The 14478-nt window shown below is 42.3% G+C and carries 13 protein-coding genes; 7 read left to right on the top strand and 6 right to left on the bottom strand.

Annotated elements, in window-relative coordinates; genetic code table 11:
- Positions 1-75: 75 nt before the first annotated feature.
- Positions 76-2121, bottom strand: a complete 2046-nt coding sequence (locus R8O11_RS17665; protein WP_215810360.1) for a response regulator — start codon at positions 2119-2121, stop codon at positions 76-78.
- A gap of 363 nt (positions 2122-2484) precedes the next feature.
- Between R8O11_RS17665 and R8O11_RS17670 the strand changes: the two genes are divergently transcribed.
- Positions 2485-3102, top strand: a complete 618-nt coding sequence (locus tag R8O11_RS17670) for an HAD family hydrolase (protein ID WP_017635351.1) — start codon at positions 2485-2487, stop codon at positions 3100-3102.
- 89 nt (positions 3103-3191) lie between these two features.
- Here R8O11_RS17670 and R8O11_RS17675 read toward each other — a convergent pair whose 3' ends face one another.
- On the bottom strand, positions 3192-3740 hold the full coding sequence (locus tag R8O11_RS17675; protein WP_005376525.1) for a GNAT family N-acetyltransferase: 549 nt from the start codon (positions 3738-3740) through the stop codon (positions 3192-3194).
- 271 nt (positions 3741-4011) lie between these two features.
- Here R8O11_RS17675 and R8O11_RS17680 point away from each other — a divergent pair, with 271 nt between their 5' ends.
- Both R8O11_RS17680 and dcuC read left to right on the top strand, forming a co-directional pair.
- The gene (locus R8O11_RS17680; protein WP_054574624.1) at positions 4012-5136 is read left to right on the top strand and encodes an acyl-CoA desaturase; all 1125 of its coding nucleotides are present in this window, start codon (positions 4012-4014) and stop codon (positions 5134-5136) included.
- A 359-nt stretch (positions 5137-5495) separates the two neighbouring features.
- On the top strand, positions 5496-6863 hold the full coding sequence (gene dcuC, locus R8O11_RS17685; RefSeq protein ID WP_005376528.1) for an anaerobic C4-dicarboxylate transporter DcuC: 1368 nt from the start codon (positions 5496-5498) through the stop codon (positions 6861-6863).
- Positions 6864-6966: 103 nt separating this feature from the next.
- Here dcuC and R8O11_RS17690 read toward each other — a convergent pair whose 3' ends face one another.
- On the bottom strand, positions 6967-7323 hold the full coding sequence (locus R8O11_RS17690; protein WP_005376535.1) for a hypothetical protein: 357 nt from the start codon (positions 7321-7323) through the stop codon (positions 6967-6969).
- Between the two features lie 576 nt (positions 7324-7899).
- Between R8O11_RS17690 and R8O11_RS17695 the strand changes: the two genes are divergently transcribed.
- From R8O11_RS17695 to R8O11_RS17710, 4 genes are all read left to right on the top strand, one after another.
- Entirely contained in the window at positions 7900-9132 is a 1233-nt protein-coding gene (locus R8O11_RS17695) for an OFA family MFS transporter (protein WP_005388232.1), read from the top strand.
- 67 nt (positions 9133-9199) lie between these two features.
- Entirely contained in the window at positions 9200-10813 is a 1614-nt protein-coding gene (locus tag R8O11_RS17700; RefSeq protein WP_318194306.1) for a VRR-NUC domain-containing protein, read from the top strand.
- 165 nt (positions 10814-10978) lie between these two features.
- Positions 10979-11626: an AcfA family outer membrane beta-barrel protein gene (locus R8O11_RS17705; protein WP_054574626.1), complete on the top strand. Its 648-nt coding sequence runs from the start codon at positions 10979-10981 to the stop codon at positions 11624-11626.
- Between the two features lie 15 nt (positions 11627-11641).
- Complete coding sequence (locus R8O11_RS17710; protein WP_017635355.1) at positions 11642-11977, top strand: YgiW/YdeI family stress tolerance OB fold protein; 336 nt, start codon at positions 11642-11644, stop codon at positions 11975-11977.
- Between the two features lie 80 nt (positions 11978-12057).
- Here R8O11_RS17710 and yegS read toward each other — a convergent pair whose 3' ends face one another.
- The 3 genes from yegS to R8O11_RS17725 form a co-directional block, all read right to left on the bottom strand.
- Positions 12058-12960 carry a lipid kinase YegS gene (yegS, locus tag R8O11_RS17715; protein WP_170890137.1) on the bottom strand — a complete coding sequence of 301 codons (903 nt, stop codon included), beginning with the start codon at positions 12958-12960 and terminating at the stop codon, positions 12058-12060.
- Positions 12961-12968: 8 nt separating this feature from the next.
- Positions 12969-13874 (bottom strand): LysR family transcriptional regulator, encoded by a 906-nt coding sequence (locus R8O11_RS17720; protein WP_005376541.1) that lies wholly within the window; start codon positions 13872-13874, stop codon positions 12969-12971.
- Positions 13875-14046: 172 nt separating this feature from the next.
- A complete protein-coding gene (locus R8O11_RS17725; RefSeq protein ID WP_005376542.1) occupies positions 14047-14472 on the bottom strand; it encodes a bifunctional diaminohydroxyphosphoribosylaminopyrimidine deaminase/5-amino-6-(5-phosphoribosylamino)uracil reductase RibD in 426 nt (141 codons plus the stop codon).
- Positions 14473-14478 lie beyond the last annotated feature (6 nt).

Raw genomic sequence — 14478 nt, forward strand, 5'->3', positions numbered from 1 at the left:
CAACAGTTTTGCTGAGCTCTTTATTCGTGTTATTCGTTGTGAGCAACTCGCCTCAAGAAAACAAGTCGCGAATGATTAGATCCAGTTTGCGATTTTATCGAACAAGCGATTTTTATCCGCCGGTTTTACGATGAAGTCAGACATACCCGAAGACCCAATTTTGTCCAACGTGACAGGTGAACTATCCCCTGTATGTGCAATAATAGGTACCGACGCATAGTTTTTATCCGAGCTTCGAATTCGCCTAGACGCTTCTACACCATCCATAATTGGCATTTCGATATCCATCAGAATGAGATCAACATCTTCTTGCTCTAGTGTATCCAGAGCCTGCTGCCCATCTTCTTTCTGAATCACTTCAAAGCCTTGCTTTTCAAGTAACATTGCCGTGAATTTACGCAAAGATTCATTATCATCCACGACCATAATTGTGCGCTTATTTGAATTATCTAACGTCACCGAGGCCGTTGGTGTCGATACATAGCTTGAATCATATAAGAGACGCTCAATAGTTGGTTTAGTATTCAATAACCAGGCTTGCGTTTCGATCCAAATAGGTTCATATGCAGCCTTACGTGCTCTCTGAGTCGGATGATGCTCAAAAAGATAAACTATGCGTGCTTCAGTGAAAGACAAGAGAGATTCTAATCTATCCAATTGGTTTGCTCTTGGATCTAAGCTCTCAAGATCGATAAAAATCAGATCGAATTCGAACTCGTACTCTTTCTTTTTGAGTACTTGGTTGGCATCTAAAATCGTCGAGTCAAAGCCCATAAAACGGCTAATATCTGTTACTTTAGACACCAAGATATCTTGGCTAGTCACCGTTAGAATGGTTTTGAGTTTAGTCAGATCGTTTTTGATTTCAGTAACGGTATCAGATGTCGTTAGTGGGAAAGTTAACGTAAATTGAGACCACTCCCCTAACTGAGATTGACACTCAATGTTCCCCCCAAATGAACGCATGACTTTTTTACAAAACGGTAGACCCAAACCATAACTTCCTGATTTGCCAGTGGTGTAAAAGTCTTGAAAGATATTGCGTAGAACATCAGGAGCAATGCCAGCACCATTATCGGTTACAACAATTTGATTAAAGCGTTCTGAACTTATCATGGATACATGTATGTGAAAATCTTCAGATTTACGGTGATGGAAGGCATTCTTGAAGAGGTTATACATAACGTATTTAAGTAACGTATCACTACCTAGAAACTCAAACTCACTTCTCGCATCCAGCGATATGGCAAATCGATCAGTGGCACGTTTATAACTGAAGCTTTCAATTGCCTGTTCAACGACCGAGTGAACTGAATATTTTTTGAAGCTAGAACGAGAAACTCGATTTTCATCAATCGAAGTTAGCAATAAATCGATGGTTTCATTACCCGATTGGATAATGTTCATTGCATCCTGACTCACTTCACGTAATAAGGTGACATCCTCTACACTCATGACGTACTGCTCTTTTCCTGCCTCTTTCATGTTGGGCAAGATCGACTGGATAATATCTATTGAAGTGCAAAGCCCACTCAACGGGTTACGCATTTCATGTGCGATCCCTGCCCCGAATGATTTTGCCAGCGAGACTTTCGCTTCATGTTCAACTTGGTTACGAAAATAGAACAAATTACCGAAGACATAAATAAACAGAAAGATTGGCACATGAGTCCAATCCATGGTCAAGTCAAGATGGAACCCTTTTGCAACCCAAGCGAAGAATGTTGCTAAACCTATCCCAGCAAAGGTTTGAGCAAACATGACCCTAGTAACATGAACCAGTAAAATGTGTAAGAAAATTGCAGACATAAACGACATAACCCATACATTGGACCAGTCATTCATCAGTAACATATAAAAAAAGAAAAACGGTAAGCACAGCGTTATCGTCACTTGGTAGTAAATAGGAACATAATCTCTCCAAGTCGATGATAAGCGGTTTCTAAAAATGATGCCGAAAAACAATAACGAGCAAAACAATCTAAGAGGTAAATTTTCATAAGCCTGTGGAAAGGCAAACTCCCAGACAAAGTAGTACAGCGGAAAGCCAAGAAACCCCATCCAGCCAACGAGAGTTAGGTTTGGTTCTGCATATTGATAAACCTTACGTATCGAGTCCATATAATCTGTTTTGCTTACTCCGCCTGACGCACAATAGTGTGATTTTGATTCACTTTTATCGTTTTATTATTAACTAATTATATATTAATCATCATTTATAAGCAGCGCGAAATGACGTAAACAGCTCGCAATACTTATCTTTAGTTTCAATCTTTTAAGACAGCTACACTTGATTTACAACCAAATAAACAAAGTTGCATATAGTTTAGTGCAATTTTGCGATAATCGCTCTGTATCCAATTGGATGTTAATCTCATTTTGTGTAAGAAACTTAAGTCGCGCCTTTGGCACGACTTTCCAACGATTCAAAAACAGCACTCACCGCATATAGCGTGGTGAAGAACAATTGGCTTGGGGTGTGTTATGAATTCTGTCCAGATAAAAAATGTCATTTTTGATGTAGGTAATGTGTTGGTACGCTGGTCTCCAGTAGAAATCGTTCGCTTAACATTTGGTGGTTCCGTAGAATCAGAGAAAATGGCTCAGATGCTATTTTCATCACAAATCTGGAAAGATTTAAATAAAGGGACGATCTCCGAAAGGGAAGCAAAACAGCGTTATCAACGTGAACACCAAGTAACGACGGAAGAAATGGACCGCTTCTTTTATTATGTAAAACACACTCAAATATTACTTTACGGCAGTATAGAGCTGTTAAAACGAGTAAAAAGAGCCGGATATGGCGTATATGCGCTCACAGACAACATCAACGAAATTGTGGAACATCTTCGTACTACCTATGAGTTTTGGCCACTGTTTGATGGAGCAATCATCTCTTCTGAAGTTCAATTACTAAAACCACAAGCGGAGATCTACCAAACTCTACTTTCAAAGTATCAGCTTAACCCCGAAGAGACAGTATTTCTTGATGACATGCCTTACAATGTTGAAGGTGCCCGAGCAGTTGGCATGGCTGCTATTCAGTTTGAAAATGCTCAGCAATGTGAGCTCGAACTAAAAGCCATGGGGGTTAACTTCTAGAAAGCTTTCAATAAAACATAACGTTAGGGTGCATAAACAAAAAAGAGCAGTGTTGAGACTGCTCTTATCTAATGTTTTAGAACGCTAGGTTAGGAGTAAATCACGTTTTCCTCAATCCCACTAACTAATGACTGGGCGTTCTTCCAACGGAATACTTTTTCTAACACCTCTTTGCCATCAGGTGCGCGCCAAGTTCGCTCTTGATCCTCTTGACCACCAATGTGGCGATAGAATTCAATCGCAGAAATGTTTTGCGACACAACTTCTAAATAAAGACCTGTGTCTTTAAAGTACTGCTGTTGCCATTCTGCGACAGCAAGTAATAGCTGCTTACCAATCCCACGACCACGGTAACTGTCATCAACATGCAATGCGTCAATAAAGGTTCCACGCTCGAAATCATGGTTGCCGAACACACAAACAAAGCCAAGTAGCAAACCTCCCTCCTCCGCCAAGACAATGTGCTGATTGAATGGTGGGTTGGTCAAACGGGTTTGCCAAATCAGTAGTTTGTCGTCAATCGCTTCTTTCTCAAGATAGTTATCACTAAGAATGCCACGGTAATGACGCTTCCAGCTATCCGCATGAAGATGCGCAATGCGCTCGTAGTCCTTATATTCCGCTAATCGTAAATCCATTACGTATTCCTATTTTCTTACATTTTTGCTTCTTTATAGAGTCTCGGTATATTCCACCTTTATAACACTTGTTTCTTGGCAGATTTTATACACCTTAAGCCAGAGCTCATTTTTTAATACTACTCATTATTCAATTAAAAGCAAAATATCCCATCAAGTTCCTTAATCTACACCCAAAGGAATAGTCACATTTGTCTAACTTTAATTTGACTTACATGTGTACGCTGATATTCTGGCGAACAGTTGTTAGCTCAAAGTTAGGGATACACCTGTGACTCAAAACAAACCACCTGTTATCTGGTTGAATACATTAATATTTTCTGCCAGTTTTGTTCTAACTTTTATTGTAATGCCTTGGTATGCATATCATTTTGGACTGGGTTGGGAACATCTAATTTGGGGAGTGATTGCATTTAGTTTTACTAACCTTTCTATTACAGCAGGCTATCATCGTCTCTGGAGCCACAAAACATACGAAGCTCATCCTATTTTGCGCGCCATTTTTGCGATTGGAGGAGCATTTTCTTTGCAAAATAGTGCATTACATTGGTCTTCTGATCATCGTGTGCATCACAAACATGTCGACAATAACGATAAAGATCCGTACTCAGCCAAGCGGGGTTTTTGGTATTCTCACATTGGGTGGATGTTACGTGATTACAATAAATCAAAGGAAAACGAATATACAAACTGCCGTGACCTAAAGCGCGATAAAATCGTCATGTGGCAGCATAAGTATTATGTTCCACTTGCCCTACTGACTAATATTGGTTTCCCAGTCATACTAGGACTGATCTACGGTGATATCTGGGGGATGTTATTGGTCGTTGGTGCAACTCGACTCTTTATGAGTCACCATACAACTTTTTTCATTAACTCCCTCGCACATATTTGGGGTAAGCAAACTTTCACAGACAAAAACACTGCTCGCGATAATGGTGTACTCGCCTTTTTCACATTTGGAGAGGGTTACCATAATTTCCATCATATTTTCGAGAATGACTATCGCAATGGCGTGTATTGGTGGCATTACGACCCAACGAAGTGGTTGATAAAGTCATGTTCTTGGCTAGGACTCACATCTAAGTTGCGCACAACGCCTACATTTAGAATTGAAAAAGCCCGTGCGAGTCAACTTTTGAAGAAAGCAAGAGAAAAGCTAGAATCGAAACCGAACACGCAAACGATCCTCGATCAGCTACAGCAAGAGTTTGATACTTTAGTTCATCACATGCAGGAATACTACGAGATGCGCAAAGAAGTACTCGGTGCCAAAACTGCCAGTGTGGTAAAAAAATACGAATGCTCTGTAACAAAAATGAAGTATCAGCAAATTAAAGCAGAGTTCGAACGGCAGCAACGTAGTTGGAACCTTATGGTTCGTCGATACGCATAGTTTATCCTCATTCTTACGATTACTTAGCTTCGCTTCGGCGAAGCTTTTTTGTTGTGAAGAGTGTTTTCCAACAATTGCTTATTGAGTAAAGTCTTTTTCCTATTGTGAATCAATTCACTCATTATTCATTCACTTTCCTAGTCATATTTTCCTTCCTATAAATAGCTTCAAACCAGCACATAACACTTAGAAAACCAAATTCCAACAATACAATCTAACGAAATTATTTATTAAATTATTATTTGTCTCAGATCATGCAAGCCCCATATTTGTCTCGTGCCACAGCTAAGAATTCTGTAAATTCCTTGTCATAAACTGAAACAGTTTCTTTCTTTTTTACATAACATTCGGAGATCCCTATGTTAGAGCTCTTAATTGGCTTAGTGGTTACCATTGCGGTGGGTTACTTTATTGTCAAAGGCTATAAAGCTGCGGGCGTGTTACTGACCGCTGGTATTGCTTTACTTCTTATGACTGGCGTTTTGGGGCACGACGTGCTGCCGTCAAAAATCACCTCAACTGGTAACATGGTGACAGATGCGCTGGAATACGTGAAATACATGCTTCAATACCGCGGTGGCGGTCTTGGTATGCAAATCATGCTGCTTTGTGGTTTTGCGTCATACATGACTCATATCGGCGCGAACAACGTGGTAGTGAAACAGTTCTCTAAACCGCTTTCTGTCATCAAGTCTCCTTACGTCCTTTTGGTAGCGGCTTACATTGTGGCGTGTTTAATGTCTCTTGCGGTAAGTTCTGCAACAGGCCTTGGCGTACTATTAATGGCGACATTATTCCCAATGATGGTCGCGATGGGCATTTCTCGTCCAGCAGCCGTTGCAGTGTGTGCCTCTCCAGCGGCAATCATCCTTTCTCCTACTTCTGGTGATGTTGTTATCGCAGCAGAAAAGTCTGGTTTAGAGCTTGATGTGTTTGCGGTACAAACTGTGTTGCCTGTTTCTATTTGCGCAATCATCGTCATGGCAGCGGCAGCGTTCTTCTGGAACAAATACTTAGATAAGAAAGAAAATACGCCAATGGAAAAAATTGATGTATCAGAGATCAAAGCTGACGCACCAGCGTTTTATGCAGCTCTTCCATTTCTACCTATCATCGGCGTTTTCCTATTCAACGGTCGTACCATTCCAGGACTTAGTCTAGACATCTACACTATTGTGGTTGGTTCGATTTTCCTTGGAGCTCTGATCCATTATGTTGTAAATAAGTTCGATGGTAAGAAATCACTAGAAGATTTAGATTCTTGTTACGCGGGCATGGCTGACGCGTTTAAAGGCGTTGTGATGCTTTTGGTTGCCGCAGGGGTTTTTGCACAAGGTCTGATGTCTATCGGCGCTATCGATAACCTACTTCATCTCGCAGACAATGCTGGTGCAGGCGGCGTTGCTTTAATGCTTATTCTAACTGCATTGACAGTTGCAGCAGCAATTGCAACGGGTTCGGGCAACGCGCCTTTCTATGCGTTCGTGGAGTTAGCACCATCTTTAGCTGCTAAAATGGGATTAAACCCTGCGTTCCTAATTATCCCGATGCTTCAAGCATCAAACCTAGGCCGTACTATCTCACCAGTATCTGGCGTAATCGTTGCGACATCAGGTATGGCAAACATCAGCCCGTTTGAGGTTGTAAAACGCACATCCGTTCCAGTTCTAGCAGGCCTTATCACGGTGATTATTGGTACTATGGTGCTTGTTCCAATGAGTGCCTAACGGTATTGCCACGATCAAACTAAAAGCAATATCCGAACAAAATTACGTTTAATTAAAAACGCCAGCAAATGTGCTGGCGTTTTTTTTATTCTAATGTGTTGATTTACGCTGACTTAAATCGGTCAGGAATCTTAGTGATGCTCTCTCTGTAGCTAAACCATAAGTAGGTAACGGCAAGCGAAAAGAATAAATATGAAAGTGCGAATACGATTGGAGACGTGATTAATTCCGCGGACATTCCCCACATCACACCGACTACGGTTATCGTCAACTTAGAAAGCATGCCGCAAATAAGTAGGAATAAAGCAAGCTGTGGAAAGCGCGAGCTGCGAAATGCGAAGAAATAACAGCTACCTACCGCTAAAGAAGCAATAGATAAGCCCAACATAAATGAATGGATGTGGTCTGCTGATGCGATACCAGCGGATACCGAAGCCATGAGTAATAGGAACAGTTTCATAAGTCACCTCACAACAAATCTAAAAAGCATCCCTTCATAAATGAAAACTCATTTTTCACTATATTTTGCGCCTAAAATCAGCAATTACAAGTTACTTTTTTGCTCACTTAATGAACATAAAAGCTAATCAGCTTCAATTATTACAAAAGGTTAACAATTAAAAATTAAGAAACCCTTTGCATCTGATACTTACGACAGTTAGATGATAAATTCGCCGTTTTTGTTACAGATGGTTAACATAGAAACATTTTGAAATTTTTTATTTGAAATGTGAACTGTGCACTCAACAGCGTAAAACCTCTCTGTCTTGACTCATCATTCGTTATTAGCGAACAAAAAATATCACTTTTTTACAACGTTCTTACTACATACAAAACCATGAATTCACATCCACTTTTAATGTTGCAAATTATTTTATCAGTAACCGTAAAAAGAGATTCCAATCACATATTTATTGGTTATAATCCGCGCTCATTGCGTTAAACGTTGAAAAACGCAAACTAATTTTGAGAAAAAACATCTTTAAACCAACCTTCTTTGCGGCATTGCCAATAAGAGGAAAAACTGAGAATAAAAATGAGCAAGATTGATAAAGCTATGCGCATCCTGTTAGCAGGGTTCTGTATCAACCTTTGTCTTGGCATCCTGTATGCTTGGAGTGTATTCAACAAGGCACTGGTAACTGAATCAGGCTGGAGTGCTGCAGAAGCTTCTGCACCTTACGCAACTGCAACCATCACTTTCTCTATCTGTCTTCTTATTGCAGGCATTCTTCAAGACCGCATGGGCCCTCGAATGATCCTTATCCTAGGTACTGTTCTTACAGGTCTGGGCATGATCGCTTCTGGCTTTGTGAACTCTCCACTAATGTTGAACATTACATTCGGTGTGATCACAGGTGCAGGTATCGGTTTTGGTTACGCATGCCTATCACCTTCTGCGATGAAGTGGTTCCACGCTTCGAAGAAAGGTATGGTTAACGGCATTATTGCGGCAGGTTTTGGTCTAGCGGCTATTTACCTCGCGCCAGTAACTTCTGCGCTAATAGACAGCATGGGCATTCAAACTAGCTTTATGGTTCTTGGTGTTGGTATCCTAGCGATTGCGGTTCCTCTTGCAGCGACCATCAACAACCCACCAGCAGACTACACACCTGCGGAGCCTAAAGTAAAAGAAGGCCAAGCACCTAAAGCGGTGAAAAAGTCAGATGACTTAACTTGGAAAGCAATGTTGAAAACGCCACAGTTCTACTCTCTATGGATCATGTACGCGTTTGCAGCTTCTGTTGGTCTAATGATCATTGGTAACATCACGACAATCGCAAGCGTTCAAGCAAACTTGCCAAACGCGGTTTACCTTGCGTCTATTCTTGCTGTATTTAACTCTGGCGGTCGTGTTGCCGCGGGTATGCTTGCAGATAAAATCGGCGGTGTTCGTACGCTTCTACTTGCGTTCGTTCTACAAGGCGTAAACATGGTGCTGTTCGCGACGTTCGACTCTGAGTTTACACTGATCATCGGTACAGCAATCGCAGCGGTAGGTTACGGCACACTTCTAGCGGTATTCCCTACTCTAACGGCTGAGTTCTACGGTCTGAAAAACTACGGCACTAACTACGGCGTACTTTACACAGCATGGGGTATTGGTGGTGCAATCGGCGCAGCGGTTGTTGGTTTCTCGATGACAAATGGCGACGGCTACACCTTGGCTTACACAATTTCTTCTGCAATGATGGCAGTATGTATCGTACTTGCGTTCATCACTAAGCCATTGTCTGAAGCGAAAGTAGCACAACTAAAAAACGCATAATTGCGAATTGATTTGATAGCAAAAAGGCTTAACCTATGGGTTAAGCCTTTTTTGTTATCGGTCGTTTATGGAAAGCCCTATCGAACTTGCACCAGACTACTATCTAGAGAACTTCTTTAAGCTGACTCACCACGCAGTAACTTGGTACAGCGATTTACTGACCAAGGAAGAACACGCATGGCTTTGCTCGTTTGATTCTTTGAGCAAACACGCCCAGTGCCTTTTGGTACGTTTATACAGCCGAAAGGGGTGTTGGTTTCGAAGTGATAAGCTGAGTTATCCAGAAATAACTTCTATCAATGAAGCACTGGCAGAATTGAGTCAGCATGAGTTTGTAGCCCTTTCCCCACCCCTTTCTCATCAAGAGTTAGCGGCTAATTTACTGACCAAGCCAGAAATCTCCACGCTTTATCCCGAACTGCCGAAATCACTCAAGAAAGACGCCCTTGTCGAACGTTTGAGTAATGCGGAATTTGATCGTATAGAGAAGCTTGAGTTTACGATCGTCAAACTCAATTCAGCTCATATGATCGACGTGTTGCTCACTCTGTTTTTTGCCAACACCCATCAAGACTTAAGTCAGTTTGTGCTTGATGACTTAGGTTTGCATCAGTTCGAGCAATATCAATTGAGTAAAGTGCGCCGTTTCTTTGATTCACGTGAGCAAATAGACCGTTTAATTGAACTGAGCCAGTTGGCCAACCTGTACTGGCAATTTGACCGAAAAGACAAAGCCAATCTCGACTTATTAATTGAGGCAATGCCTCAGCCCGTTAAACACCGTTACGTAGATCGTAAACGCGAGCACATGTTGAATGACATAGCACGTGATTACGAACGGCTTAATGATCTAGAGACCGCCCTGTCTCTATTTGGCCAAACTCAACTCACACCGAGCCGAGAACGACGCGCACGTATCTATGACAAATTAAACCATGATGATTTATTTGGTGACATTGTCACAGATATGCTTAACTCACCGATCGATGTGTCTGAGCTCGAAGTTGCACAAAAACTTGAGCAACGGTTAAAACCAAAACAAGGCGAGAAAGTGCCAAGAGTGACGAAGCCAACCTGTACGGAATACCGCCTTGAACTGGATTTATCTCAACAGAGAGTCGAACTCGCCAGCAAAGCGTATTTTGAGTCCTTAGGCTGGACTGTATTTTACGCCGAAAATGCACTGCTTAATGCATTACTTGGTCTCACTTTTTGGGATGCGATTTTCGCTCCCATCGAAGGCGCATTCATCAATGCCTATCAACATCGTCCTCTGGATTTGTACCATTCTGATTTTGTTACCAAACGCCAAGCTTTGATAGATGCGACGTTTGATATGTTGGAAACGGGCAATACTTATACGTTGTTAACTAGATACGATGAGAAGTTTGGTATCAGCAATCCATTTGTGCATTGGAGCTTAATAAGTAAAGAGCTACTCGAAATGGCACTCGATACAATCCCAACTAACATGTTGATGGCGCTATTTAAAATACAATTGAGTGACCTAAAGCTTTACCGCAATGGGATGCCTGATCTGATTGCTTTTAAAGGAAACGAGTTCGAATGGATTGAAGTAAAAGGGCCAGGCGATAAACTCCAGGATAACCAATGGCGTTGGATCAAAGAGTTTACTCGCCTTAATGTCCCGTTTGCGGTGTGTTACGTCGCAGCAACTTAACTTACTCTATATAAAGAGCTTGGTGTTTGTTCACTCAAACCGCCCCTCGGTTATCGCCCCTTGCTCTTTTTTCTAAACATTTTTTCGTTTCTTCACGATCGCTTCACGCTTCTTCACACAAAATGCGCTTCTACTCACTAAGTTGATTTGAAGAGGCAAAATAAAATGAACAAAACACTTCTTGCGTTACTTGTTACCTGCTCAGTTTCGGTATCTGCGGCTCCTTATGTAGGTCTGGAATATGGACTAGGCACCACTGACCATGATTTGGAACCTCACTTTTCAACTGACAACGTAACACTCAACCCTGAGCTTGAAGACGGTATTTTCTCAGGCTTTGTCGGTTACGCATTTAATGACAACTGGGCATTGGAACTGGGTTACAGCCAGTTTGACCTTGATGATAGTCGTTCAAAAAACCTAGGTATCAAGTCAATCGATGGCAAAGATTACCATCATGAAATGGATTGGGATGCGTCAATCAAAGCCAAGCAAGTGTCGTTGGCCCCTGTGTTTAACTATGCATTAAATGATAAATGGACAACAAAATTCAAAGCGGGTCTAACGTACACGGAATACAACGCCAAGGTTTCTAAACATCAAGAATACGAACTTGTCACGAACGACGATGTGGAAATGACCAACACGCTTTTCCATAGCGCGGAGAAAAACAACGAGCTAGGCGCAATGTTCTCAGTGGGTGCGGAATACAGAATTTTCCCGCAGCTCACCATAGGTGTAAACGCAAAATACCAACTAGACAGCTACGCAAACACTGCATCCTTTAATGTAGGCACAACTTATTACTTCTAATATCAGGAGAGGATAATGAAAAGAGTATTGTTAACATCCATGCTTGCCCTACTTTCAAGCTCGGCTTTCGCCGCGTTTAATGGCCCAGAAGTCAGTGCAATCAATACGGTGAAAGAGGCGCGCAACGCAACCGACGACAGCGCTGTAGTGCTAACCGGGCATATTGTTCAATCATTTGGTAACGAGACTTACTTGTTCAAAGACAACACTGGTGAAATCGAAGTAGAGATCGACAACGAAGATTGGATGGGTCAAGAAGTGACACCAAAAGATACCGTAATGATTCGAGGAGAGGTTGACTCAGATTGGACAACTACGCAGATAGACGTTGAGACCATTCAAAAACGTTAAGAAGTTGACGATACCTCAACACAAGCAACACAGCCACATTTTAGTGGCTGTGTTAAGCAATAATCATGGAGAACGCTCGTTTAGCTAGTCAAGCAAGGACAATCTTGCGGTACGACTAATCGTATACTCTTAGGCTGAACATCAAATCTAATGGTTCTCGAATGATAGGGTTCTCCATCTAAATTAAGAGGTAATGGATTCGGGAAGTCTATCTCCAACCAGCTTGCTCTTGTGTACTTCACAAACTCTCCTTTCTCACTCGGGTTATTGATCTCGTCGATTACTTTAGGCAGCTCATGAGGTAAAAATGGGCGCACCAATGTTAGATCCATCAGCCCATCATTAATCATCGCTTTTGGAGCTAACTCTTGCCCACCTCCAGCAAGGCGCCCATTACAAAACGCACCGAGCAACATTTCTCCCTGATACGCACCACCTTCAATCGTTATTGTTCCGTCATATGGTTTAAAGCCAAGTGCTTTTACAACACCAGTTAGCGTGTAAGCTCCACCGCCAAGAAAGTTTTTGAGTTCAACAGGCGTTTCTGCTGTAACTTCTGCGCCAAACCCTGCTGTTGCCACGTTAATAAAGCAGCGATCGTTCGCTTTGACGCAATCGACCAAAGCGGACTGCCCCTCAACAGCAAGAGATAAAGACGCCTTAATGAAATTAGGTACTTGAATAGCGGTAGCAAAGTCATTGGCGGTACCAAGGGGAATAATGGCTAACTCAGGGCGTTTTTCTTCGTCAATTTGAATAACCGCAGAAGCCGCCTCATTGACGGTTCCATCGCCACCAGCGACAACAATACGTTCAATGCCTTCATCAACCGCTTCTTTCACTAGCCGCGGCATGTCTTGAGATTCCCACGTCACACGCACCTGTACGTCGATGCCTTTTTCTCTCATTTTCATGATTGCATCTCTTAACTCTGAATTCCCAGCTTTTTTTCCGTTAAGGATGGCACGTATTGTCTTTTTCATTGCACTTCCTATTGGTTGATGACTTTTCCTGCTTGCTTAATCTGTGAACGCAACCACTGATGGGCGCTGTCGTTTGTGCGACTAGGATGCCAGATTGTACAAAGCTCATACATTTGTTCATCAAATGGCATTGATAAAGATTTAACATGATAGGTGTTATTGAACAAGTTGATCATCGACTCTGGCATTAAGCCAATGTATTCACTACCACAAATAATTGGGAGCATTTCTAGTACGCCTGAGGCTCGATACTTAATCTTTCTCTTATCCAAGTCGACAATGTCATCGGCGTTTAACAAGCTCTTACGACTCTGCCACTGCGAAACCACTACGTGTTCTTCTTCAAAAAATTGTTCAGCCGTAATCTCGTCATTCAGGCGTGGATGCGCTTCGCTACATACCACCACCAAACGCTCCGTAAGTACAGTTTCCAGTTTTAGCACCGTTCTTGCTCTTGGTGTGATATCAATGATCAAATCGTATCGTTGTAACCGCAGATCACTTTCAAAATCTTCCGTAAAAAGCGGATGCACTTCTAATGCAACATTTGGCGCCGACACACGGATTTGTTTCATGACTTGAGGTAGCAACTCAAAACTTGCAACGGACACACAGGCAATAGAAAACACTCTATTCGACACTTTAGGGTCAAACTCACTAGAGGCCGATAATGTCGAAGTGAAATTTTGTACTGAAGCTAGAAGAGCAGGATAAATATCCATCGCAAACGAGGTAGGCTCGACACCTTTAACGCAACGATGAAACAATGGATCATCGTAGATATCACGTAGCCTTGCTAGCGCTTTACTCACCGCAGGCTGGGTGATGTTTAAACGCGCCGCCGCCCGAGACAAGTTACGCTCTTCATAGATGGCAGTGAAAATGGGAATAAGATTAAGGTCGGTCGGTTTCATGCTATTAAATTTTTCAAAAGTCACTTTCTCTATTTTAATCTAACAGCATGATCGTTCACGCAGCCAAGTGCAATAAATGGGCGGTATCGCTTGTTTTAATGAGTTTTAACTCAATTTTGACGCACTTCATTCACCACATAAACTGGCACCGTAGTGCAACGTAAAGCTTGGATTAGGCTTTGCCTAAGTAAGGGGTAAGAAACTCGCTGACTTCCTCGCCGCACAAACCCGTTTCTACCTCTATACCTGCTTGTTTTAGAATCTCGATACCTCGACCACTGTTGCGCGGGTCGGGGTCCAATATGGCTACGACGACTTTGCTTATGCCGGATTTGACTAATGTCACCGCGCAAGCAGGCGTGCGACCAACAAACGAACACGGTTCCAGCGTAACGTATGCCGTCACCGATTCTAACGAGCCTTGATACGCATTCAGCGCTTCCACTTCCGCGTGATTGCCACCAATCGCTTGAGTATGACCTTCAGAAACGATTTGATTGTCTTTCACTAACACGCAGCCAACCGGCGGGTTGGGTTGACATTCAGGAAGCGCATTTTTGGACACTTCCAATGCGCGGCGCATAAACTCTTGGCTCATTTGAAC

It is taken from the genome of Vibrio sp. 1288, assembly GCF_033344475.1.

Coding starts and splice junctions, on each gene's coding strand:
- R8O11_RS17710 (WP_017635355.1), top strand. CDS start 11,642: ATGAAAAGAGTATTGTTAACATCCATGCTTGCCCTACTTTCAAGCTCG.
- R8O11_RS17675 (WP_005376525.1), bottom strand. CDS start 3,740: ATGGATTTACGATTAGCGGAATATAAGGACTACGAGCGCATTGCGCAT.
- R8O11_RS17690 (WP_005376535.1), bottom strand. CDS start 7,323: ATGAAACTGTTCCTATTACTCATGGCTTCGGTATCCGCTGGTATCGCA.
- R8O11_RS17695 (WP_005388232.1), top strand. CDS start 7,900: ATGAGCAAGATTGATAAAGCTATGCGCATCCTGTTAGCAGGGTTCTGT.
- R8O11_RS17700 (WP_318194306.1), top strand. CDS start 9,200: ATGGAAAGCCCTATCGAACTTGCACCAGACTACTATCTAGAGAACTTC.
- R8O11_RS17720 (WP_005376541.1), bottom strand. CDS start 13,874: ATGAAACCGACCGACCTTAATCTTATTCCCATTTTCACTGCCATCTAT.
- yegS (WP_170890137.1), bottom strand. CDS start 12,960: ATGAAAAAGACAATACGTGCCATCCTTAACGGAAAAAAAGCTGGGAAT.
- R8O11_RS17665 (WP_215810360.1), bottom strand. CDS start 2,121: ATGGACTCGATACGTAAGGTTTATCAATATGCAGAACCAAACCTAACT.
- dcuC (WP_005376528.1), top strand. CDS start 5,496: ATGTTAGAGCTCTTAATTGGCTTAGTGGTTACCATTGCGGTGGGTTAC.
- R8O11_RS17705 (WP_054574626.1), top strand. CDS start 10,979: ATGAACAAAACACTTCTTGCGTTACTTGTTACCTGCTCAGTTTCGGTA.
- R8O11_RS17725 (WP_005376542.1), bottom strand. CDS start 14,472: ATGAGCCAAGAGTTTATGCGCCGCGCATTGGAAGTGTCCAAAAATGCG.
- R8O11_RS17670 (WP_017635351.1), top strand. CDS start 2,485: ATGAATTCTGTCCAGATAAAAAATGTCATTTTTGATGTAGGTAATGTG.